General features: G+C 52.1%; 19 protein-coding genes. 8 read left to right on the plus strand and 11 right to left on the minus strand.

The window, feature by feature from the left end; translation table 11 throughout:
• Positions 1–159: 159 nt before the first annotated feature.
• The 6 genes from BGX14_RS15970 to BGX14_RS03650 form a co-directional block, all read right to left on the minus strand.
• A complete protein-coding gene (locus tag BGX14_RS15970) occupies positions 160–1,746 on the minus strand; it encodes a fibrobacter succinogenes major paralogous domain-containing protein (protein WP_095879080.1) in 1,587 nt (528 codons plus the stop codon).
• 626 nt (positions 1,747–2,372) lie between these two features.
• Complete coding sequence (locus BGX14_RS03630) at positions 2,373–5,528, minus strand: DNA methyltransferase (protein WP_095879081.1); 3,156 nt, start codon at positions 5,526–5,528, stop codon at positions 2,373–2,375.
• Positions 5,529–5,644: 116 nt separating this feature from the next.
• Positions 5,645–6,550, minus strand: a complete 906-nt coding sequence (locus BGX14_RS03635) for a TraB/GumN family protein (RefSeq protein ID WP_073302947.1) — start codon at positions 6,548–6,550, stop codon at positions 5,645–5,647.
• A gap of 31 nt (positions 6,551–6,581) precedes the next feature.
• Complete coding sequence (locus BGX14_RS03640) at positions 6,582–7,301, minus strand: ABC transporter ATP-binding protein (RefSeq protein WP_073302945.1); 720 nt, start codon at positions 7,299–7,301, stop codon at positions 6,582–6,584.
• Positions 7,294–8,265, minus strand: coding sequence for an iron ABC transporter permease (locus tag BGX14_RS03645; protein WP_095879083.1), 972 nt, complete (start codon positions 8,263–8,265; stop codon positions 7,294–7,296). Before BGX14_RS03645 ends, BGX14_RS03640 begins: the two co-directional genes overlap by 8 nt.
• A 10-nt stretch (positions 8,266–8,275) precedes the next feature.
• Positions 8,276–9,076, minus strand: coding sequence for a hypothetical protein (locus BGX14_RS03650; RefSeq protein ID WP_073302941.1), 801 nt, complete (start codon positions 9,074–9,076; stop codon positions 8,276–8,278).
• 48 nt (positions 9,077–9,124) lie between these two features.
• On the opposite strand from BGX14_RS03650, the gene nspC reads away from it, so the two are divergent.
• The 3 genes from nspC (at position 9,125) to BGX14_RS03665 (ending at position 13,826) form a co-directional block, all read left to right on the plus strand.
• The gene (gene nspC, locus BGX14_RS03655; RefSeq protein ID WP_073302939.1) at positions 9,125–10,252 is read left to right on the plus strand and encodes a carboxynorspermidine decarboxylase; all 1,128 of its coding nucleotides are present in this window, start codon (positions 9,125–9,127) and stop codon (positions 10,250–10,252) included.
• The gene (gene tsaE / locus BGX14_RS03660; protein ID WP_095879084.1) at positions 10,249–10,686 is read left to right on the plus strand and encodes a tRNA (adenosine(37)-N6)-threonylcarbamoyltransferase complex ATPase subunit type 1 TsaE; all 438 of its coding nucleotides are present in this window, start codon (positions 10,249–10,251) and stop codon (positions 10,684–10,686) included. The genes nspC and tsaE overlap by 4 nt, the downstream gene beginning before the upstream one ends.
• A gap of 368 nt (positions 10,687–11,054) precedes the next feature.
• Positions 11,055–13,826: a fibrobacter succinogenes major paralogous domain-containing protein gene (locus BGX14_RS03665; RefSeq protein ID WP_095879085.1), complete on the plus strand. Its 2,772-nt coding sequence runs from the start codon at positions 11,055–11,057 to the stop codon at positions 13,824–13,826.
• Positions 13,827–13,900: 74 nt separating this feature from the next.
• On the opposite strand, the gene BGX14_RS15475 is transcribed toward BGX14_RS03665, so the two are convergent.
• Together BGX14_RS15475 and BGX14_RS03675 are read right to left on the minus strand one after the other, a co-directional pair.
• Positions 13,901–14,095, minus strand: coding sequence for a hypothetical protein (locus tag BGX14_RS15475; protein ID WP_158223219.1), 195 nt, complete (start codon positions 14,093–14,095; stop codon positions 13,901–13,903).
• 248 nt (positions 14,096–14,343) lie between these two features.
• Positions 14,344–15,189, minus strand: coding sequence for an Rpn family recombination-promoting nuclease/putative transposase (locus BGX14_RS03675; RefSeq protein WP_095879086.1), 846 nt, complete (start codon positions 15,187–15,189; stop codon positions 14,344–14,346).
• A gap of 400 nt (positions 15,190–15,589) precedes the next feature.
• On the opposite strand from BGX14_RS03675, the gene BGX14_RS03680 reads away from it, so the two are divergent.
• From BGX14_RS03680 to BGX14_RS15975, 4 genes are all read left to right on the plus strand, one after another.
• Complete coding sequence (locus BGX14_RS03680; RefSeq protein WP_095879087.1) at positions 15,590–16,144, plus strand: hypothetical protein; 555 nt, start codon at positions 15,590–15,592, stop codon at positions 16,142–16,144.
• Positions 16,145–16,266: 122 nt separating this feature from the next.
• Positions 16,267–16,494, plus strand: coding sequence for a hypothetical protein (locus BGX14_RS03685; protein WP_095879088.1), 228 nt, complete (start codon positions 16,267–16,269; stop codon positions 16,492–16,494).
• 1 nt (position 16,495) lies between these two features.
• Complete coding sequence (locus BGX14_RS15740) at positions 16,496–16,918, plus strand: hypothetical protein (RefSeq protein ID WP_233126396.1); 423 nt, start codon at positions 16,496–16,498, stop codon at positions 16,916–16,918.
• An 88-nt stretch (positions 16,919–17,006) separates the two neighbouring features.
• Positions 17,007–17,123 (plus strand): hypothetical protein, encoded by a 117-nt coding sequence (locus BGX14_RS15975; protein WP_288787794.1) that lies wholly within the window; start codon positions 17,007–17,009, stop codon positions 17,121–17,123.
• A gap of 329 nt (positions 17,124–17,452) precedes the next feature.
• Here the strand turns inward: BGX14_RS15975 and BGX14_RS03695 are convergent, their stop codons facing one another.
• Genes BGX14_RS03695 through BGX14_RS03705 form a run of 3 tightly spaced genes read right to left on the minus strand, consistent with a single transcriptional unit; the run spans position 17,453 to position 19,674 of the window.
• Entirely contained in the window at positions 17,453–18,001 is a 549-nt protein-coding gene (locus BGX14_RS03695; protein WP_095879089.1) for a hypothetical protein, read from the minus strand.
• 8 nt (positions 18,002–18,009) lie between these two features.
• Entirely contained in the window at positions 18,010–18,462 is a 453-nt protein-coding gene (locus BGX14_RS03700; RefSeq protein ID WP_095879090.1) for a SufE family protein, read from the minus strand.
• A gap of 9 nt (positions 18,463–18,471) precedes the next feature.
• Positions 18,472–19,674, minus strand: a complete 1,203-nt coding sequence (locus BGX14_RS03705; protein ID WP_095879091.1) for an NAD(P)/FAD-dependent oxidoreductase — start codon at positions 19,672–19,674, stop codon at positions 18,472–18,474.
• Between the two features lie 117 nt (positions 19,675–19,791).
• On the opposite strand from BGX14_RS03705, the gene BGX14_RS03710 reads away from it, so the two are divergent.
• Positions 19,792–21,225, plus strand: a complete 1,434-nt coding sequence (locus BGX14_RS03710) for a pentapeptide repeat-containing protein (RefSeq protein ID WP_233126397.1) — start codon at positions 19,792–19,794, stop codon at positions 21,223–21,225.
• Positions 21,226–21,245: the final 20 nt, after the last annotated feature.

The raw sequence follows: 21,245 nt of genomic DNA on the forward strand, positions 1-21,245 counted from the left end.
CGACCGCCCAAAAAACGGGGCGGCCTTGCCTACGGCTAGGCAGGCTCGGATATACAAACAAATGAACTTGTTGAAGCATGGTTGCTGAGCCTGTCGAAGCATAGTTGCTGTCCTTCGACAAGCTCAGGGACCGCTTGTCAAACTAGCCGAAGCACTGCCTCAGTCCGAGTCCCTGAGGCAACGTACGGAATACCCGTAATCCTTGAAGTCGTCGTAGTAAATCAAGAGCACGGACTCGTTGCCGTAGTGGAAGTACCAGCGGTACGCATTGCCGCTGCTGCGCTCCGTAGAACTCCAGAAGTCGGCGCGCTCGCCGGCGCTGTAGTAATGCCCAACGCCAAGGCAGATGCCCGCCGGCAACACGGAAAAGCCGTAGGAGTCCGTGCCGTTGCCGCTTTTTCCGTTATAGGCGTCATTCCAATCACTGGTGGACTTGAGCTTCGTTCCCGCGAGATCCACACCGCCGACGGCGGCGAACAGGGTTTCCCATTCCGTCGAATCAGGCAAGTGCCAGCCTTCGGGGCAGATTCCGCGGACCGGTTCCGATACGGAACAAGTCACGCCATAGCCGCAGCCCTTGCCGCCGTCGCTGAATACCCCGGCACTGTCCATAGCAGCACTCCAAAAGTAGAGCCTGCCGTACTTGGCACAGGAATCCGGTTCGTCGTTGTAGCAGTAACTTTTAGCGGTTCCTTCATTGTAATCATAGTTCAAGTTCTCCGCCATCCAGGTCTGGGTTCCAACAGTCACGGTCTTGTAAACCTGGCCGTCGCGGGAATCCGTGAACATTCCATAGGAAATCGCAGGATTCAGATATTGCCAATTCGCCTTTTCTTCAATCCACTTCTGTTCCCAGCACTGGTAGGAAGTCCCGTTCACCGTAATTTTCTCGCCGTCCAGCGAATCCGAACACACCAAAACGATTTGGTTGTCTAGGCACATTTGCGTCGCGGGATCGTAAGATTCCGTTCCGCATAACTCGTAGATGGAATCGGCAGCGCAGAATTGCGTTGCTAGGTCGTAAGATTTGGAGTCGCACAAGTCGTAGGTAGCACCATCGATGCAGAACTTTTTCGCCGGATCGTAGGCTGCCGCTCCGCACATCGCCTTGTACAGAGTCGTCGTCGAGGCGTTCTCCCCTTCGCCGCAGGTCACTTCCACAACGCCATCGCCCAGGTCGGCAATTTTGCAGCCCGAGCCATTTTCACCGGCTTCCCCCTTCTCCCCATTTTTCAATACGCCAATGGTATCGCCGCCGCATATAACATTAAATCCTGAATTGTCTTCTAACGCTACGGCGGTGCAACTTGCGCCATCCAAGCCCTTTTCGCCTTGCTCGCCTTTTTCACCCTGAATTCCCTGCTCGCCCTGTTCGCCGTTCAGCAATACGCCGATGGAGTCGCCACCGCAAAGTATCTTGTAACCGTTGTCGATGGCTTCCGCAATGCAGCCTTTTCCATCCGAACCCACTTCGCCGTCCGTTCCATCCTTGCCGGCTTCGCCCTGCTCGCCCTTGAGCGTCGTCCATTTTCCGTCAGCGCAGTAGTAAACCTGTACGGAGTCCTCCGCAAAGACGATTTTTCCGACATTTTCTTCATCGCAGGCCGGTAGCGAATCCCCCGCAGCGACAACGTCAATGCCGGAAGTCTCCGTGACATTCGTTACATTTGTCGTATTTTCATCGCCGCAAGCAACGATCAAAGCCATGAATGCGACCGTCAAAACAACTGGAAGAGACTTTTTCATGCTTTTTCCTCGAATTCAAAATGTTTGGCTAGGCGTTTCGGGGAAAATATAGCCAAAGAATGCAAAGATTGCAATGCTAGGCGAGTTGTCAGTCGTCAGTGGCCTAGCTATGGCTCGTGCGCCTGTCGAAGCATGGTTGGTGCCCTTCGACAAGCTCAGGGAGCGCCGGTCATTGAGCTTGTCGAAATGACCACACCAAACCGCTCTCTTCGATGAGCACAGGGACCGGTTATCAAAGCACGGTTGCTGAGCCTGTCGAAGCAAACCGGTTTTTGCGCGTTTTTACGTGAAAATTGTCCGTCAAGAAAAATTTCGGTTCGTGTGTACGTGAAAATGACCCGCCAAGGAAAATTTTGGCCCGTGTGTACGTGAAAACGGCTACAGTTGTCATGGCGAACGTTTTTCCGTCATTGCGAACCCCGCAGGGGTGAAGCAATCCTTTTCACGCTGACAGGATTGCTTCGTCGCTCTGCTCCTCGCAATGACGTACCGCTGACATGATTGCCACGGCTTTGCACAATTCGTCTAAAGGAGCAAAGCTCCTAAGACTCATGGGCCGCTATCGCGCCTCGCAATGACGGGAGGGCCGCAGGGATGAGCGCAGGGATGCCTCGCCTGAAATCGGCTTATGCGCCTTCCACGACGGCGATTTCTTCGGAGGAAAGGCCGTAGAGGGCATAGACCTGCGCATTGATTTGCGCATCCAAAATGGCGATGCGCTGCTGGAGCGTTTTCTTGTCGGCGTCGGACTTGGCGGAAGCAAGCTGCGTGTGCGCGGCAAGCATTTGGTCGGCAAGGGCGGCAAGAGTTTGCTGCTGTTCGGGCGTGGCGGTGGGAAGAGGAAAATTCTCCAAATATTTGGTCTTAAAACGGAAATATCCTCCACGAAGAGAAGTTCCTGTTTCTTTCAAGTAAAACCAAATAATAGGCGAGTTCAAAATAGCCAAATATGTTTTGTACAAATTAGAATCTGGATTTTTCAAAACAAACGCATATGAAGTGTCGTTATGATAATGTTCTCCGGAATCGAGATACATTGTTGCACCATAGCATACATCAGGCGTTAAGATTCTTTCCACTGAAAGATTATCGATATTTCGGAAATTCCACAGCGAATACCAAGATGGGTATTTCATACTGGCGGTTCCTCGACTAGCCAATCTTTTTCTTAAAGACGAAAAATATCCGTAACAATATGGAAATTGATTTTTCAATTCTTGTTCTTCATAGAGAACGGTTTTTCCATTATCCTTTTTATAATAAGGATAAATCATGTATTCTTTTTTATCGTTAAAAGAATATCTCTGAATGGTTTTGCCTGTCAATACAGGTTTGCAAATTCCTTTTTCTATTTGGACGTCTTGATCTAGAGCCTCTGAATAACCTGTAATAAATTTTTTGGTTTCTGTACAGTTTTCTAAATAAAATGCTTTGTTATCGCCGGTGACAATGCCTTGATAAATCCCTTTAAATACCTCTTTCACTGTATTTTTTTGTTGATGTAATTTTTCAAGAACTGTTGCAGCCATTCCTGTTTGAAAACTCCATCGGCTTGTATCGCTTAATTTTTCTATGGGGAACGTTTCCGACACAACGCCGTTTTCAATTTCAGTGGGTATCACTTGCGCATAAGAAAAATTTTTGTTCTGATGGGAAAGTCCGATGACGCAGGTATAAACCGATGCCGAAGAAAAGACTTGCTCCGAGCCAAAATGCGTTAAAAAATTCAGCGCACGATTTTTGTATATGAAAGAGCGTAATCCCACGCCAAAGTCGCTGTTCAAGAATTTATGCGGACAAATAAAAGAGAGATAGCCGTCTTTGTTCAACAAGGTGAATCCTTTTTCCAGGAATAGAACATAAAAATCGAACCGTCCTGTTGCAGACTGGTAATTCTGTTCATAAAACTTCGCTTCTTCTTCATAATTTTCGCGCAGACCTTGCACACGCAAATACGGCGGGTTGCCGATGACGCAGTCGAATCCGCCAGTCCGCGTTTTTTTCGGGGCGTTGCGGGGTGTCCCCGCAGAGGGGGTAGCGAAAGACGCTTTGGCTTTCGCGAGGGGGAGGCTTCCCCCGCCCGTAAATACTTGGGGAAATTCCTTTTCCCAGTCGAAGGCGTTCACCTTTCTTTGCTCTTCCATGCAAAAGTCCAGAAGGTTTTTGTCGGCGTAGAAGTCGCTTCCGATGAGCGAGTTGCCACACTTGATGTTTTCCCGCATGTCGGGGAGGATTTTGTTTTGCGCAAGATCCGAAGAGCGGAACATTTCGCCCATGCCGCTTTGGGAGAGGGCCTTGCCTTCGTTTTCGAGCAGCTTGAGGAAGAGCGAGAGTTTGGTGACTTCCACTGCCTGCGCGTCGATGTCCACGCCGTAGATGTTGTTCAAAAGGATGCGTTTTTTTTCTTCGACGGAAAGTTTGTATGAAAGGGTTGCGGAGTCTTTGTAAATGATTCCCGATTTTTCGGCCTTGGCGCGGTTTTTGTCGCTGTCGTAGTAGTCGAGGTGGTAGGCAAGAAGATACTGGTATGCGCCGATGAGAAAGCTCCCCGAGCCACAAGCGGGGTCCACGAAACGCATTTTCGCAATCTGCTCGGGAGTGCGTCCGGCGATTTTTTTGCCGATGGTGTTTTCCACGATGTAATTCACGATGTAGGTGGGGGTGTAATACACGCCGCCGGCTTTTTGCACTTCGGGCTTTTCAACGACTTCCACGCTGTGTCCGTTTTTCGTCTTTCGGCTGAAGCGGATGATTTTGCCGAGGAAGCGTTCGTAAATCGAGCCCAGGATTTCCACGGGAAGGACGCTGAACTCGTATGGGCATTTGGGGTAGTAAAGTTCGCCGACGATGCTTTCGAGGGTTTTATCCTGAATGGAAAGGCTGTCGGTAAAGTCGTCCTTGGCAAAGAGGCCGGAGTTGAATTTTTTGTCCGCCGCGTCGAAGAGTTTTTGGAGGCGGGGGTAAATGCCGTTTTTGCTCCGGGCGATTTTTCCTAGAGCGTCGTATTCTTCGATTTCCTTGTCTTCGCAAATGCGCAAGAAGAGGATGCGGTCGATGATTTTCTGGACGCTGGAGGTGAGATTGTATTCGTCGATTTCGGCGTTGTGGAGCGCGATGTCTTCGGCTAGGAGAAGTCGCCAACGTTCTATCATGGAAAGGATGTCGTCGTCCACGCTGGCCGTCCCCTTTTTGTCTTTCGCGCTTTCAAAATAGGTGTCGAACTTGCCTAAATCCACAGCTTCGTAGCTGAAGCGGTTGTAAAGCTCTTCAAATTTTTCGGCGTATTCTTCGAAGGTGTAATATCCGATGCGCGCCGTGCCGGCGGTGTCCTTGGAGTTGGGCTTGATGCGCGTGTCGTAAACGGCGAATTCCTGGAAGTCCGTGAGGATCGCTACCGGCATTTTGGAGGTATAGGCGTAGCGGCGCACTTGCAAGGCGGGGGCGGGGTCCTTTTTCAGGTCCACGCTGGGCTGCTTGGCTTCCACGTAGATTTTTTTGATGCCTCCGAAACAGAGGGAATAGTCCGGGTGTTTGGTGCGGTTGTCGATGGTCACGCGGTCTTCGGGGATGACTTCCCGCTTGTCCGGGCGGGCGCCCTTTTCGTTTTTCACGTCCCAGCCGAGACACTCCAAAAGCACGTCGATGAATTGTCCGCGGCAGTTGGCTTCGTTAAATTCTTTAGAAAGATAATAGGTTTTGTTCTCGTTGAAGAGCCGGGCTAATTCTGCAACGCGCGCTTTGCGCTCTTCCAAGGTCATCGTTTTGCATTTTGGCTGCGACATGGTTTGCTCCGTTTGCGATTTTTCCGTAAAATATATATAAAGCAGCTCCGAATCCGCAGAGGAAAATCGGAGCCTCCGGGGATTCCGTTTTTCTTTTGGCGGTTACGGGAAATCCCCTATCTCTGCCGAATCCGGTAGCCTTTCTTTTCCAAAAGCCTTAAAACATTATCCCCGGAACCGACCAGATGCGCACAGCCGACGACGATAAAAGGCTCTTCGCCCAAAGCCGCGAGGGAATCGATCGCGTTCGCCATGCGCACATTCCGTTTGACATAAAGCTCTTCTTCATACGCCGATTCCGACGAATCCGAATCCAAAAGGCGGCGCATCTTTTCCACGTCGCCCGTTTTCCACGCCGTCGCCATATCCCGCACAAAAGAATCCGCCTCCAAAATTTCATTCAGCGTCGATTGCAGGTATTCGATTCCCAAAGAATCTTCGGCGTTTGAAAAGATGCCAATCTGCTCTTCGGGGGTTTCCAACGCAAAAATTTTCTTTCCCAAATCTTCGGCACGGGCGAGAATTTCCTGATCGATTCCAAAATCGCCGGAAAGCCCGGAACGCTCTATCGCTAAAGCCGAAAGGGAGAGGGCGACCATCCAAGGGCGAAACGGGGCCATGATTTCTTTCGGGATTTTCCACGCCGCCAAAAGCGAATCCACCCGATTCAGCAAAGAATCCGGCAACACGTCTTTTAAAAACGTTCCTGCGGGAAGCGCTCCTTTTTCCGCCATCAGCATTCCCGTTTTTTGTACCGTTTCGGACTTGTTAATGTCCAGTTCCGCAGCCACCAAGGTCGAAGCATCCAACGCCGAATCCAGTATCGCGGGCAACGGATAGAAAGACGAATCCGCCAAATGAATGCTGCCCAAAAGCCACACGGTCCGCTGCCCGCTTTTTTCCGCCATCCACAAAAAATGCCGTTCAGAATTTTCCCTTTTTCCCGGCAAGCTGGCGCACGCCAAAAGCCCAAATGCACAAATCCAAACGCAAAGCAAACGCGCAGAAGTTCGATTTTTCATTTTGACCACCTCTAAAAATGAAATTGCCTTTCTATTCCTTCGCCCAAGAAAGAAGTCCCGCTTCCTGCATTTTTGGCAGAAAGCCTTCGCCGATTCCACCCTTTCCGTCCAAAGCGATGACGCGGTGCGAAAAACGAAACGCATAGTCCAAATGGTGCGTCGAAAGCAGAATGGCCATTTGTTTTTTTTCAGCGAATTCCCGCAAAAAATGGAAGAGCGACAAAATATGAGGGACATCCAAAAAGGCGGTCGGTTCGTCCAAAAGCAAGAGCTTCGGATGGGACGCCATCGCTCGCGCCACCAAAACCCGAGAGCGTTCGCCATCCGAAAGGGCCGCCACTCGGCGATTCGCAAAATCCGTCAGCTCCGTATTCGCCAAAGCGTCATCGACAGCGAGTTCATCGCCTTCCGTTCGCTGGTCAAAGATTCCCGAAAAGGGAATTCTTCCCAGGGAAATAAATTCCCGGACGGTCATGCCGAACGGCGCGCGCTCATGGGTAAAGACCGAAGCGACCAACTGCGCCCTTTTTCTCTTCGCCATTTTTTCCATCACCATCCCGCACAAACGAATCGTCCCCGAACAAGGCGTCAAAAGTCCGGCAAAGGTTTTCAAAAGCGTACTTTTCCCCGAGCCATTCGGACCGACAAGCGAGACCAATTCTCCCGCCTGCAAATCCAAAGACGCCTGGGGAAAAAGCGGCATTCCATAACCGACAGAAAGATTCTTCGCTTCTAAAACCGTTTCAGCCATATTCCCCGCCGCGGTGAGAACGCAAAAAAATCCAGAGTACGATGGGAGCACCAAAAAGGCTCGTCAGGCTCGACAGCGGAATGCCCGGAATCAAGCCAGAAACCAAAGACAGCAAAACGCCGACCAGAGCCGAAGCCGGCAAAAGCACCCGATGATTGGAAGTGCGGAAAATGCCAAAGGCGATATGCGGAGACGTCAGCCCGATAAAACCGACAGGGCCGCAATAAACCGTTGCCGAAGCCGCAAGCAAGCTCGCTCCCAACAGAGCGACCGTCCGCGAAACCCGAACATTCACGCCCAAAGACTCCGCAAACGTTTCACCCACTTGCGCCGCATTCAAGTAGCGGATTTGAAAACAGCACAAAAGCAAACCGGCAAGCGCAAACGCAGCAAACGCCGGAACCTTCTCCAGCGACAATCGAGAAAAAGAGCCCAGTCCCCAAGTAATAAAACCGCGCAATGCTTCCGAAGAACTCGTCGCCATCCAAAAAGAAACCAGCGCATCGACGAAATAACCGATCATCAATCCGACAATCAAAAGCGAAACCGAACGGGAAACATATCTGGCTGCCAGCAATACCAAAAGGATAACGCCAAAAGCTCCCAGCGTCGCACAAGGCACAAGCCCCCAAGACGCGCCCACACCGGCAAGCAAAACCAGAGCCACGCCCAAATTGGCCCCGGAACTCACTCCCAACACAAACGGTCCCGCCAATGGATTTTTAAAAACGCTTTGCAGAACCAGTCCCGAAACCGAAAGGGACGCTCCGGCCAAACACGCCGCTACAGCTTTGGGAAAACGAATTTGCCAGACGACATCATGGACTACAACGTCCCCGCGCCCTCCCAATGCCAAAAGCACATCCCGAAACGAGAACGCCGAAGGCCCCCAAAAAATCGTTATGAATCCAAACAGGCAGACCAGCACAGCCAGAATGAAAAAACCGCACCGAGTCCGCCACATCAAAGGGGAGCTATTTGTCGTTGACATTCAAAACGGACTTAGGCCCGGCAGCATTTCCGTCCTTCACCCGCAGATAGACTTCCGGTTCGACCTTGTCAAAACCCTGGAGCGCATTCAGCCAGTTGTCGTTCAAGTCCCGGAATTCGATTTTGACCAGATGGTAGAGAAATTTTTCGTCTTGAATCCGGAAATGGATAAAATCCCAACGGACGACACCGCGATCCTTGAACACTTCCCGGGTGACGATGGTGGAATCGTTGTCAAAACGGTAACGCGCCCGATAGGTATATTCGCCCGTCATCTGGTAACGGCCAGAATCCGAATAGGTGCGGGTCGTTCCCAAAATGGTATCGTTGCCCAAGAAGTTGAGTTCCGCATCCCGAAAAGCGTGACCGTGGGAAAGAATCGGCGTGCGCCACGTTCCTGCCACCCGTTCCTTCATCGATTTCTGATACACCGTATCGATTTTCCAAGAATCGAAATTGCTCTTGTCATACTGGGCGCGCGGCACATAGCTGCCCGCCTGAATCGCCGCACGAACGCTGTCCGCCTTCACCTTGGCTATGCTATCGGAATTGGACGCTTTGGCACTGGAAAGCGATGCCGAAATGGAATCCATTTTCGCTTCGATGGCCTTGCCGAAATCCCCCAGCCCACGCATCAGCGTCGCAGACGAAGAGGACGCGGCAGTGCCGGCATTCAAGGGCAAAGCGGCAGAAGACGACGAAACGGGAGCTTTTTCCATGGGCGCAGCCAGCGCTACGCCTGTAAAGCCGATAAGAACAAGAAGATTGCGACAAATTCGATTCAAAAGAAAACCTCTCTTGGAGTGAAATCTAGTAAAAAGTAAATTTGAACCATGATCGATTATTCCCAAGTCCCCAGTCCTTGTTACGTATTAGAAGAAAGTCGCCTTATCCGCAATCTCCAAATCCTTCAACGGGTAGAACAAGAAGCCGAAGTCAAAATCATCTGCGCGCTCAAAGGGTTCAGCATGTGGAGCACATTCCCGCTCGTGGGAAAGTATCTCGCTGGAGCGACGGCATCCAGTTTAAACGAAGCAAAGCTTGCCAAAAATGAAATGGGAAAAGAAGTGCACGTCTTTGCACCGGTCTATGGAAGCGAAGAAATCGAAGAGATCCTCCGCCTCGCCGACCACATCACTTTCAACAGTTTCAGCCAATGGAAGCGTTACAAAAGCCAAACCCTGGCGGCGCACGTCAGTCCGGGAATCCGGGTCAATCCGGAATTTTCCACCGTAGAAACCGATCTTTACAATCCTTGCGGCAGATTTTCCCGCTTAGGGGTCACGCAAAAAGAATTCCGGCCCGAAGAACTCGACGGCATTGAAGGCCTGCATTTTCACGCCCTGTGCGAACAGAACGCCGACGCGCTGGAAGCCGTTCTCCAGAATTTTGAAGCGCGGTTCGGCCAGTGGATTCCCCAAATGAAATGGGTCAATTTTGGTGGCGGGCACCACATCACGCGAGAAGACTACGATGTGGAACGCCTGATCCGCATCCTCCGGGATTTCCACAAGCGCTACCCGGGAATCGAAATCGTGCTGGAACCGGGAGAAGCCGTCGGTTGGCAAACCGGAGAGCTGGTCGCCAGCGTCGAAGACATCGTACGCAACGAAAAGGAAATCGCCATTCTGAACGTCTCGGTCAGCGCGCACATGCCGGACTGCCTGGAAATGCCCTATCGCCCCACCGTTATCGGAGCCGGCAACCCCGGCGAAAAAAAATACGACTACCGTCTGGGCGGCGATACTTGTCTCGCAGGAGACGTCATCGGCGACTATTCTTTCGATTCCCCGCTGCAAGTCGGCGACCGCATCGTATTTTTCGACATGATTCACTACACGATGGTCAAAACGACTTTTTTCAACGGCGTCGCGCACCCGAGCATCGGCATCTGGACGCCGGATGGCCAATTCAAACTGGTTCATCGGTTTACTTACGAGCAATTCCGGGATAAATTATGAAGGATTTTGTCGTGCAAGAAATTCGGGAAACCCGCAGCGAAACAGAAACTCTCGCCTGGGCGGAAAATTTTGCGAAAAGCCTTTCGCATGGCTCGGTCGTCGCGCTGTTCGGCACTCTCGGCGCGGGAAAAACCGTCATCAGCCGGGGAATCTGCCAAGGTCTGGGGTTTGCGGGCCAAGTGAACTCCCCCACTTACACGATTGTCCACGAATACCCGAACCCCTCCATTCCCATTTTCCATTTGGATTTATACAGGTTGCCCCCGTATGCGGACCTAGAAGAAATCGGCATCGACTATTACGCATCGCAAAAAGGCGTGACCCTTATCGAATGGCCGGAACGCCTGGACAGCGAAGAACTCCTGACCCACAAAATTTTGATTTCCATCGCCGACGACGAAACCCGCCACATAGAAGTTTCCCGAAAAGCATAAAACCCGGCTTTTTCCCATTTTTTGAATGGAAAACTTCGAATAAACCTGCGTCTGGCGTTGTGAAGAGCGGAACGACGAAACAATCCTTGTGAGCGACAAGATCGCCACGCAATGATGCCGTACAGCCGCTAATAATGACGATCGCCTCCAGCGAAAAGCCTGAAATACCATTTCGCGACAAGATGAGTAAGGCCGTTAGAAGAAAGATTTTCCTTTTGGAAGAAAAGGGCTTTCTCATCTAGGAAAACATGACCATTGGCGGTTTCTGTGGAAGTTTGCCATGAATCCTTTTTTGTACAAAACGTAAGAAAAAAAACAGATTGTTGCTATATTTTTAGCAAATTTCAATATCCTTAAAAGGAGAGAACATGAAAAAGATTCCCCTTACAAAAGTCGCCGCGGGCGCCGCCTTCTTGTGCCTGCTTGCCTGCGGGGACGACTCGTCGTCCTCCGGTTCCGACAAGGGCGGCGAGGAAGGCGCGGTCAAGACAGTCGAAGACCTGGGCAAGTGCCTTTCGGCCTTTGAGGGCGACACTTACTTCGTGGAGGAAATGAAGGGCTCCTACGTCTGCGAATCGGGCAAGTGGAACCCGGTCCCGGGAGTGGGCGAATGCACGGACTCGTTGGCGGCGGCGGGAACGGTCCGCAAGGAGACCCACAAGGCTCTGGACAATTACGGCGAATCTCTGGTCTGCGCGGACAGCGCGTGGCGACCGGCCACCGACGTGGAAGTCGCGCTGAAGAACGCCTGCGTGGAAAAATGGGAAGGCAAATTCCGCGATGACTCGACGAACAAGAAGAAGGTCGTGCATTACGTCTGCACGGGGAATCTCTGGCGAGAGGCGAGCGAAGCCGAACTTGCGGCGAAGGCTCTCTGCACCTATAAAAATTATGGAAGTTTCGCCACGAACTCCAGCGACAAGGAGAATGTGAAAACCTATGTTTGCAAGGACTCGCTCTGGCTGGAAGCGTCTTCCATTGAACAGGCTGCGGGGAAGGTCTGTGATGCGGGAAATTACGGGCTTTTCGTGGCGGATTCAAGCGACAAGGCGCTGCCACTCTACGTGTGCGACGGCGAGATGTTCCGCATGGCAAGCGAAGCGGAAAGTGCAACGAGGAACCTCTGCGACTCGACTCTCCGGGGCGATACCTTGAACTTCTACATTTGCACGGAAGAGGGCTGGGATAAGGACACGACTTCGACGCTTGGCAACTGCACGGACAAGAATGAAGGCGAGATAGCGAAGGAGGAAAACCCGCACCGCATCTTCGGGCTGCATGCCACAGCGTCCGATTCGAGCTATGTGTGCGATGGAAGCAAAAAGCTCTGGCGCGAGGCGACGGCGGGCGAGGCGGCGACCGGCAAGCTCTGCACGGAAAAAGTGGACGGCGACACCCTGAACTGGTTTGTGTGCCATGCGGCGGAAAACGACTGGATGGCGGTCATGACCAGCGGCCTCGGGAAATGCGACGCGGACTCGCTGGATTCCATCCGGACGGAACCGAACCCGAATTTGAAGAAAGGCGACAGCCTTTTTGTATGCGCGAATAACGGAGGTTTTGCTTGGGAAATTTTAAAGAAATCGCTCCTCGGCATCTGCGATTTGAAAATGCAGGACAGCGTTCGAGCGGAAACGAACTTCAACCTGAAGACCTTCGACACCCTCTTCGTGTGCGACACTTCCGCGTGGGTGAAGGCGTCGAAATACGACCTCTCCAACAACGGCGTCCCCTGCACGGGCAACCTGAACGCGCAGGTGCTGAAAGGCAAGCTCTGCCTCGACGGCAAGTGGAAGAAAGCCTCGTCCGGCGAAGTGGAGATGGGCGCCGCCTGTCTGGAATCCACCGAAAACGTGGTGTCCGTGGAAAAGGGCAAGGTCTGTAAATCCGGCGAATGGGTGGCGGCGAGCACTGCGGAAATCGCGACCGGGAAGGTGTGCACGGCAGCGATTCTAAACACGGCGACAAACGGCTACGCCTGCGCAAAGGACGGCTGGCGCGAGGCGAGCGCTGCGGAAAAGGCGACCGGGAAGATATGCACGGCAGCGATTCTAAACACGGCGACAAACGGCTACGCCTGCGAAAGTGCGGGATGGCGCGCAGCGAGCGAAGTGGAAAAGGTGACTGGGCGCATTTGCAATGCGGCGATAAAGGACTCCATCATCAACGGCTATGCCTGCAACGTGGTGAAATTGAGTAGTCAGGAGGAACTCTCCCTGAGTCAGGACTCTCTGCTCAAGGCCTGCGTACAGCAGCAAAGCGATGTCATAAAATTTATTTATGCCCTGGCTTATACAGCAGGATCCTTGACCCTGTATCATTGCTACGATTCCATTTCATCCGGTTTTGACTATTCCTGGTGGAAGAAGGCTACGGAACACGAGATTTCCTTTAATAAACAGTGCGACTCCAGAAATCAGGAAACCTTCTTGAAGGCTGCGGATTCCGCTTTTGTGTGCCAGTTCGATACCGAGCAAAAGTACTACGACTGGATGGGCCACGGAACCAAGGGAAGCTTCTCGGACGCCAGGGACAACTCCTCATATAAATACGTCATCATCGGGTCGCAGGTCTGGATGGCGGAGAATTTGAATTACGCCTACTTGCAACCCACCTATGACCTAGATTCCTCCAGTTTCTGCTATAAAAACAAACCGGATTCCTGCGCCAAATACGGGCGGCTTTACCAGTGGAGCGCGGCCATGGATTCCGCTGCTAAATTTTCTACTGCTGGCAAGGGGTGCGGTTACGACGCAGCTTGTAGTCCGAGCGGAACTGTCCGTGGCGTTTGCCCGGAAGGCTGGCACCTGCCGGATACCAGCGAGTTTGCAAAGTTGGCTGACGCCGTTGGGGGAGAGGCTACGGCAGGGACTGCGCTCAAATCGACTTCCGGGTGGGCTTCAAGCGGAAACGGCTCGGACGACTTCGGTTTCACGGCGCTCCCCGCAGGATACGGATCGGATTACGGAACCATTTTCAATTATAACGGCACTCGCGGATACTTCTGGTCGTCTACGTTTAAGGAAAGTACTGAGGCTTATGCGCGGTATTTGTTTGCCAAGAGTAAATCTTTCGAAAGGTCCTTATTGTATATGGTTTCTGAATCCGCCTCCGTCCGCTGCCTCAAGGACATCGATTAAAGCCTGTTTTCTTCAAATGGCGCTTCCTCTTTCGGGGGAGCGTTTTTTTTCATCGTCCCGCCATAAACGCCTCTTCACGCAGCCAGATTCAATGCGGCAGGAAGTTTCCCGCTTATGCGACAGAGGACGTCGTTATAGAGAAGGGTAGCCGCATTGCGCAGTTCCGCATTCTGGAGAACCAACCAAAAATCCATTTCGTGGAAAGCGTTTTGGAAGACAAAAACCGCGGCGGCTTCGGCAGCACCGGAAAGATGTAAACCGGAAAACATCTTTATCGACTAGGGAGCTTATCCTAGCGAAGAAAAACGCTTTCGGGGTTCTCATTTTTACAAGCGTACAAACGCGGATTCTAAGCGACGCCGATTTGCAAAAGGAGCTTCTCTCATGTCGGAGCAGACTTTCGGATTCAATATCCGGATGATTCGGTTCTGTGCTTGGAATCCATCGGAGGAAAATCAGACTGGATCGCTTTGCGCGCCGCTATCTGAACTTTGGCTTTTTAGGGAAAGCCTGTTCTTTACAACGCCCGGATTTCTTCGGGCGAGAGGCCTGTGCGTTTGGAAATGAGTTCTATGGGAACACCGTCGTCGCGGAACGCCTTGGCCAATTCCTTTCTCTCATCTGCCCTCCCTTCCGCAACGCCCTCGGAACGGCCTCGCTCAAGCCCCTTTTCGAGCCCCCTCTTGTATCGGATGTCCAGTTCCTGTTCCAAAGTCATGTAAGCCTTCCTTGTGACGGGGTCCTGACGGTATCTTTCCACCAGGCGGTGAATACGCTCCATCTTCTCTGACCGGTGTTCCTGAGTGGCGAAATACCGCATGTACTCGCGGATGGAGGCGTCCTTGATTTCGTCGAACTTCCTAAAGATATAATAATTCTTGTAGCAGAGGTCGCCCATCAATATCTTCGGGTCGGATTCCTCGCGGTTCTGGAACCGGTAGATGGGCTTGCCCTTCCCGAAGATGTCCTTCGGGCAAAGGAAAAGGATGTATTGCTCCTGGAGTTCCTCGTAGTTCGCTCCCTTGCCCAGGGCGTCCAAATCGCACATCCCCTGGTAATAGCGGGCCCGCTTGGGGAGCTCGCCCGTGTCGTCCATCTGCAGCTCGATGTCGAAGTAGCGGCCGACGCCCGGCAGATTCCTTACGGATTTCAATTCGCTGAAAGATTCCTCCCGTACCAGAACGTCGAAGCGGACGCTCTTGTGGAAGGGGTCCTCCTGGGCGGAGGCCTCCGTGACGACTTCGATTTTTTCGATGGAGATTTTCAGGATGTCCTGTAGAAAGTCCTTCGCCACATCCTCGTTGCTGAACACCTTGGAAAACATGAAGTTGTCGGTGATGTCCAGGTCTTCGTATCTTTTCATTTTTCTCTCTCCTGTCGCTACAAGCTTAGAAAGCGACGGCTTTGGTTTTGTGTAATGAACATTTGTTCATTATAAATCTAATATGGGAAAACCGGACTGTCAAAAGGCTTTTGAAAAATTTTGAGCGATTAACCGTCGGGCGTCTCGTCGCTTGGCGCTACTTGCCCGAGCAAAAATAGACCGCCGGATTTTCCAGAAAATTCTTCCTCGGATTTCCAGATTCTTTGGACGGTCGGGAGACCGTCCCTCCTTGGACTTCACGCGGCCAAATTTCAAGCGTTTTTTTAGCCATTTTTAGGGGCTTTTCCTATTTTTACCCCAAAATCCCCCAAATTTCAAAAAATGCTTGACAATATTTTTTGCTTACATTTGTATTGCGAATTTATAAACTGGAGACGCTATGAAAGCAATACTCTTTTTCCACCCGGGCCAGGAATACCCGGAAAATAACGGCGACATCAAGGCGTGGAGCCTCGGCAGGCATTCCCGCAACTTCATCAAATCGGCGGCTGCGGATTACATCGACGCGAAAGGAGCCCGTTGCAAGGGCGACATCGGGTTCTGGGGCGAATGGGAAGCCCACGCCACCATCGAGAAGGATGCCGCGGGCCACCGGATTTTCACTCCCTACCTGGACTTGAACGACCTCCCGGCAGAGGACGGCTCGTATGGCGAGGGAAAGTGCGGCTCGTGCGGCACTAACGCTTCCAGCGAAAGCCCCCAGGACACGGACCCCTTCGTTTTCGGGGAACGCTTCCGCTACGGGAACTGCCAGCAGCCTTCCTCCACAACGCTGAAAAATCTCGAACCGGGTTCCCTGATTCTTTTTGCCAGCACCCAGGGCGGCAAGCACCTTCTGGACACGGTCTTCGTGGTGGGGGACAAAATTCCCGCATGGCCCACCAAGTTCGACGGCGAGGTCCGAGAAAAACTGGGCAAGGATTTCGACACCTAAGCCAAGGTCTCTCTCTCGCTTTCCTTGAATGCCGAAGACAAGGAGAGGGTCCTCTACCAGGGTGCGACCTTCCAAAATTTCGACAAACCCTTCTCTTTTGTCCCGGCCAGTGCGGGTGCGGCATGGAAGGAAAAATTCGTGCTGGACAACTCGCTCCTCGAAGGGGTTTCGACCTGCCAGGAAGTCGCGACGGTGAAATTTTCGAAAACGGGCAGACCCAGAAGTTCATCACCCTGACCAAAGACCAATCTTCCGTCGAGAGGCTCTGGAAAAATATCCGCAACGCCGTTTTGAAACACAACTTCGTGCTGGGCACCCGTATGCCCATGCCCAAAACCAAGGAGAAATAACATGAAGAAGGTGACAAGTCTATTGGCAATCTCGTTCTTGCTGGCCATGTCCGCCTGTAGCGATAGCGACAGCGGCAATACCGTATCCGGCGAGCAAGACGATCCGGGACTGGTAGAGCTTTCCAGTTCGGGTGCGGGCGAAGGCAAGTCTTCTGAATCGGGAGATGCGGAGTCTTCCAGTTCCAGCGCGGGCGAAGGGAAGTCGTCCGGGACGGAAGGAACGCTCTCCTCCAGCTCGAATCTGGCGGAAGGCAAATCGTCTGGTTCAACCGAAATTCTATTTGTAGCACAGACGAAAGGGCACTTGATGACGTTGGTACAGGCGGAAATAGATGCGGCTTCGAAAGGCGACAACGTGAACTTGAATATCATCGACGTGTCGAAAATTACGGACATGAGCGAACTTTTTTTTCTACTGCGATGAAAATAACGGTACATGTTACATCGATCTGAAGGGAAGGAGCGTCGACATCTCGGAGTGGGACGTGGGCAACGTGACGGATATGGGCGACATGTTCGCCACCAGCTCCGCCTTCACCGGTGACATCTCCAAGTGGAATTTTAATCCCTCGTGCAAGAGTAGTGATAAACCATGCCGTCCAACTACTATAGGTATCGGAGAAGAATAACTCAAAACATCCACGTCTTATTAACCCCGCAAGCCCCTCACGTCAGGGGCTTTTCTCGTTTTTCTACAGGAGGTCCGGCAGCCGGGAGACCGTCCTGACTGCCGACAGGCCGTCCTTCCTTGAAGTTCACGTTGCTAGACTTCAAGCGGCAGAGTTGCACACGGAATACTTGGGAACTTGTTGCCTTTGTATGAAGGGGACTCTGGCGTGGCCAATTCGCCAAAAAGAAACAAGCTACCAAAACTCATGGGGCGCCGCTTCTTCTATTTTCAAACGCACAGGTTTTAACTTTTCGCCGGCAGCGAAACTCCCCTCGAAAGAAGCAGCCTTTAACGCGAAAGCGAATCGGACGGAGACTCGGAAGTTTCAGAACGCAAAACGGCAAGCGACCCGGAAATTTCTTTCCACAGCCCGGCATCCTCTTCCGACAGAAGCAGCGGCGACGTCATTTTTTGAGCCTCTTCGATAGCCTTCGCCGAATCGCCAGCCGATAACGCCGCTTGCACGGTTTCCAGAACAAATTCCTGCGCCACCTTGATGTCTTCAATCTCCCCCAGGCGCACGACCCGCAAACTGTCCTTGTCCGCGGGCGCGTAGCTCAAGTCCCACGTACTTTCGTAACAATCCCGGGCAGCGACCAAATCCCCGCCGTCGTAAAGAAGCGCACAACGGGCAAAAATTTCTTCGCTCTCCCGCTTGGTATATTGATAATACTGGTAGCCGCCGACTATCGCCGCAATAATGACCAGAATCACCAAGGCGTCCTGCCAGCTGACAATTTGCGTCGGCTCGGGCTTTTTGCCTCCGTCCGGATTTTCATCATCTTCCGGATCGTCCAACGGATTTTTTCCGCCCATGATATTTTGAAAACTCAGCATCGTGACTCCTATAAATTGCCCCGCGCAGAAAGTGCCTTAAAAACTTCTGCATACAGGTAAATTTGTTTCAGCAGGCTCGCAAAGCCATTGGATCTGGTCGGCGAAAGCCCTTGCTGTAAACCGATTTTTTGAAAGAACTCCGGATCGGAAGCCAGGATTTCCGCAGGCGTGCGATTATCGTAAATCTTCAGGGCCAGCGCGCCCAGCCCGCGGCTTATCAAAGGATTGTCCGCCCCGACTTCCGTATCCATGTGCAAGCGCAGCCGCCCTTCTTTGAACTCCGGAACAAGAAACATCCGGGAAGCGCAGCCTTTGACCAGAAATTTTTCTTCTTTGAGCTTCGCATCCATTCCGGGATGTTCCCTGGCCAAGCGCAGCAGATAAGACCACTTGTCGTCCGGCGAAACAAAGCCCGCAAAAACGTTCCGAATATCCTGTTCCACTTCTTGAATGCTTTTCATTTCCCAGACCTAAAAAAAGAAAGAGCGCAATTTCCACAAAATCGTGGGGGACGACGAAAGGACCGTCCAAAAAATCCGGAAAAGCGTCCGTTTTTCCGCCGGAATCGAAGCCAGGCGGTGCGCAGCCCGATTCAATTGCTTGTCGGAAATGCGTCCGAATCCGGCCTTTCCACGGTGAAAATTCAAGTGCGACTTGCCCTGGATTTTCATCCAGCGAGCGAGCGCGCTTTTCTCCACATGACGGCGTTGCTCGTCCGTATCAGCGGCAAGCCATTCCAACACGCACTCCGCCGCAATTTTTCCGCTTTTGAGCGCTTCCACAATTCCGGACCGACTGATGGGGTTCACCGTGCTCGCCGAATCCCCCGCCTTAAAAAGCCCGCAAGCGGCCACAGGCCGCAGGGATTGGCCACAGGGAATCGCTCCGCCGTGGTAAGAAAGGATTTTCGCATCCGGATACGCTTCTAGAATAAACGCATCCAAAGTCGCTTTCGGCGGGTGGCTCTTCACAAATTCCCGACCGTTCACAAGCCCGACATTGGCCACCTTGCCGTCGCGCGGAAAGACCCATCCGTATCCGCCAGGGAAAAAACGATGCCCAAAAAGCAGTTCAATATGCTGAACATCGTGCGGGATGCCTTCCACAAGGGCGAAAACCGCCGGTTCCACATCGAAATCGCCGGTTTCCAATTCCGCGAGTTCCGAAATTCCCCGAGTGATCTTCGCCCCGGGTCCCGTCGCATCGATAACCGTCCTCGTTTGCAGGGTTACAGAAGAATCCTTGTGGCGAACGACGACATTCCAAAGTCCATCCTCTGAACGGGAAATCTTTTCCACGACATTTTCAAAATGGCATTCCGCGCCGAGCTCCTGGGCTTTTTCCGCCATCTCCCGGTGAAAAGCGGCCCTGTCCAAAATCAGCCCGCAATCCGGCTGGCGAAATTCCACCCGCGTCATGTCCGGAGACGTAAAATACACGCCGTCCAAATGCTCCCGGACCCAATCTTCGTTCGGCTTCCAGTAGCGCGAAAATATCTTGCGGGAAACCGCTTCCGCGCAGGAAACGGGCTCTTTCCACGGCGATTTTCTGTCCAGCAGCAAGACGGAAATTCTTTTCCCGGCTCTTTTTTGAAGGGTATTCGCAGCATAGAGTCCCGCAGGACCCGCGCCACACACAATTACATCGTATTTTTCCTTCAAATAACTTGCCATGCCCCCCAAAATAGCTTTTTTATGGAAACATCTAATCTTTTTTTTATCCAAAGGGCATTTTTTAATTTATTTTAGGTCTATCAAAATTTTGACTAGACTCTTAAAAAGGGATACAGAATGAATATGCACCTCAATTTGACTTCCAAGTTCGGTGTTCTTTTGCTCGCCTCCATGGCCACTGGCGCATTTGCCCAGCAAACCGACTGGAGCAATAAGGATATCAACGTCTCTTTCCGCAGTAAGAATGTTGACGGATTCAATTTTAACAATGCAAAGGCTGTAAAGAACGTCACCGACTTCACCGGTTCCAACGCAACGCATTCTCCCGTTTCTTTCCGCGAAGCCAAATTGCAAGAAGTCCATTTCCAGAACTCCGTGATGAACGATCCGGATTTCCGCGACGCCAATCTGGACAAAGCGATTCTTTCCGGCGCAGACCTGCGCGGAGCAAACTTTAAAGGCGCCTCTCTGAAAGAAGCCAACCTTTACAGGGCGACCCTGCTGGACTCCAAATTCCCGAAATCGAATTTGGAAAACGCCCGGCTCGACGCGATGAAAGTTTCCGACCAGGCGGACTTCAGCGACGCCAACCTGAAAAACGCTTCCGTCATCGACGTGGACTTGACCCAGGCGGATTTCAGCGATGCCAACCTGACCAACACCAACTTCTCCCGTTCCCTGATGGGTGCCGCCAACTTGAGCGGAGCGACTATCGTCAAAACGGATTTCACCGCCTGCAACCTGATCAACGCCGACTTCAGCGGTGTGGAACTCAACGGCGTAAACTTCACCAAGGCCGGTCTTTCCAAGGCGGATTTCGGCGGAGCCAAGTTCATCAACGTCAATATGCAGAGCGCCGACCTTTCTTTGACGGATTTCAACGACGTGGACCTTTCCAAGACGCAGATTCAAAAAGCCTCTTTCGCCCAATCCAATGTGAAGAACATGGAATTCGCCAACCAGGATCTTTCCGGAGTCATCTTCGACAAGGGCGTCGTCACCAAGAGCAACTTTGAAAAGGCCAAAATGAACAAGGTCTCCTTCTTTGACGGCGAAGCGAGCAAGAGCATTTTCCGCGGTGCCATCATGCAAAAGTCCATCTTTGACGGCACTTATGTTTTCAAAGACATCTTTGACAACGCCGACTTGACCAAAGCGAATTTCTCGAACTCCACGGTCAGCCGCACGAGCTTCGACCTTGCCAACTTGACCGGCGTAAACTTCTCCGGAGCCAAGCTGGACAACGTGACATTCCTCAACGCCAATATGCAAAACGTAAAGTTCGACGCGGACACCAAAATGGAAAACGTGGACTTCAGCGGAGCGGACCTTTCCAACGCGCACATCGAAAAATTCACCGCTAAAAAGGTCATCTACGACGCCAAGACCAAATTCCCGGACGGCTTTGAACCTCGTCAATACGGATTCACCAAGCTAGGCGAAAAAGCGGCAAGCGTCACCGTAGAAAAGAAGAGCGGTTCTTCGGACCAGCCGAAAAAGAAGAAACGCCGCCGCAAGACTGCGGATCAAGCTGCCGGCATTGAAAACTAGTCTTTTCAAATTTCGACAAA

This window comes from Fibrobacter sp. UWS1 (assembly GCF_002300445.1).
GTDB classification, from domain to species: Bacteria; Fibrobacterota; Fibrobacteria; order Fibrobacterales; family Fibrobacteraceae; genus Hallerella; species Hallerella intestinalis.

What these genes read in the sequence shown, in the direction of transcription:
- BGX14_RS03630 (WP_095879081.1), bottom strand. Translation starts at nt 5,528, where the DNA reads ATGTCGCAGCCAAAATGCAAAACGATGACCTTGGAAGAGCGCAAAGCG.
- BGX14_RS03640 (WP_073302945.1), bottom strand. Translation starts at nt 7,301, where the DNA reads ATGGCTGAAACGGTTTTAGAAGCGAAGAATCTTTCTGTCGGTTATGGA.
- BGX14_RS03710 (WP_233126397.1), top strand. Translation starts at nt 19,792, where the DNA reads ATGAATATGCACCTCAATTTGACTTCCAAGTTCGGTGTTCTTTTGCTC.
- BGX14_RS03695 (WP_095879089.1), bottom strand. Translation starts at nt 18,001, where the DNA reads ATGCTGAGTTTTCAAAATATCATGGGCGGAAAAAATCCGTTGGACGAT.
- BGX14_RS03675 (WP_095879086.1), bottom strand. Translation starts at nt 15,189, where the DNA reads ATGAAAAGATACGAAGACCTGGACATCACCGACAACTTCATGTTTTCC.
- BGX14_RS03635 (WP_073302947.1), bottom strand. Translation starts at nt 6,550, where the DNA reads ATGAAAAATCGAACTTCTGCGCGTTTGCTTTGCGTTTGGATTTGTGCA.
- BGX14_RS15975 (WP_288787794.1), top strand. Translation starts at nt 17,007, where the DNA reads ATGTTCGCCACCAGCTCCGCCTTCACCGGTGACATCTCCAAGTGGAAT.
- BGX14_RS15970 (WP_095879080.1), bottom strand. Translation starts at nt 1,746, where the DNA reads ATGAAAAAGTCTCTTCCAGTTGTTTTGACGGTCGCATTCATGGCTTTG.
- BGX14_RS03645 (WP_095879083.1), bottom strand. Translation starts at nt 8,265, where the DNA reads ATGTGGCGGACTCGGTGCGGTTTTTTCATTCTGGCTGTGCTGGTCTGC.
- tsaE (WP_095879084.1), top strand. Translation starts at nt 10,249, where the DNA reads ATGAAGGATTTTGTCGTGCAAGAAATTCGGGAAACCCGCAGCGAAACA.
- BGX14_RS15740 (WP_233126396.1), top strand. Translation starts at nt 16,496, where the DNA reads ATGAAGAAGGTGACAAGTCTATTGGCAATCTCGTTCTTGCTGGCCATG.
- BGX14_RS03705 (WP_095879091.1), bottom strand. Translation starts at nt 19,674, where the DNA reads ATGGCAAGTTATTTGAAGGAAAAATACGATGTAATTGTGTGTGGCGCG.
- BGX14_RS03680 (WP_095879087.1), top strand. Translation starts at nt 15,590, where the DNA reads ATGAAAGCAATACTCTTTTTCCACCCGGGCCAGGAATACCCGGAAAAT.
- nspC (WP_073302939.1), top strand. Translation starts at nt 9,125, where the DNA reads ATGATCGATTATTCCCAAGTCCCCAGTCCTTGTTACGTATTAGAAGAA.
- BGX14_RS03665 (WP_095879085.1), top strand. Translation starts at nt 11,055, where the DNA reads ATGAAAAAGATTCCCCTTACAAAAGTCGCCGCGGGCGCCGCCTTCTTG.
- BGX14_RS03685 (WP_095879088.1), top strand. Translation starts at nt 16,267, where the DNA reads ATGGAAGGAAAAATTCGTGCTGGACAACTCGCTCCTCGAAGGGGTTTC.
- BGX14_RS15475 (WP_158223219.1), bottom strand. Translation starts at nt 14,095, where the DNA reads ATGTTTTCCGGTTTACATCTTTCCGGTGCTGCCGAAGCCGCCGCGGTT.
- BGX14_RS03700 (WP_095879090.1), bottom strand. Translation starts at nt 18,462, where the DNA reads ATGAAAAGCATTCAAGAAGTGGAACAGGATATTCGGAACGTTTTTGCG.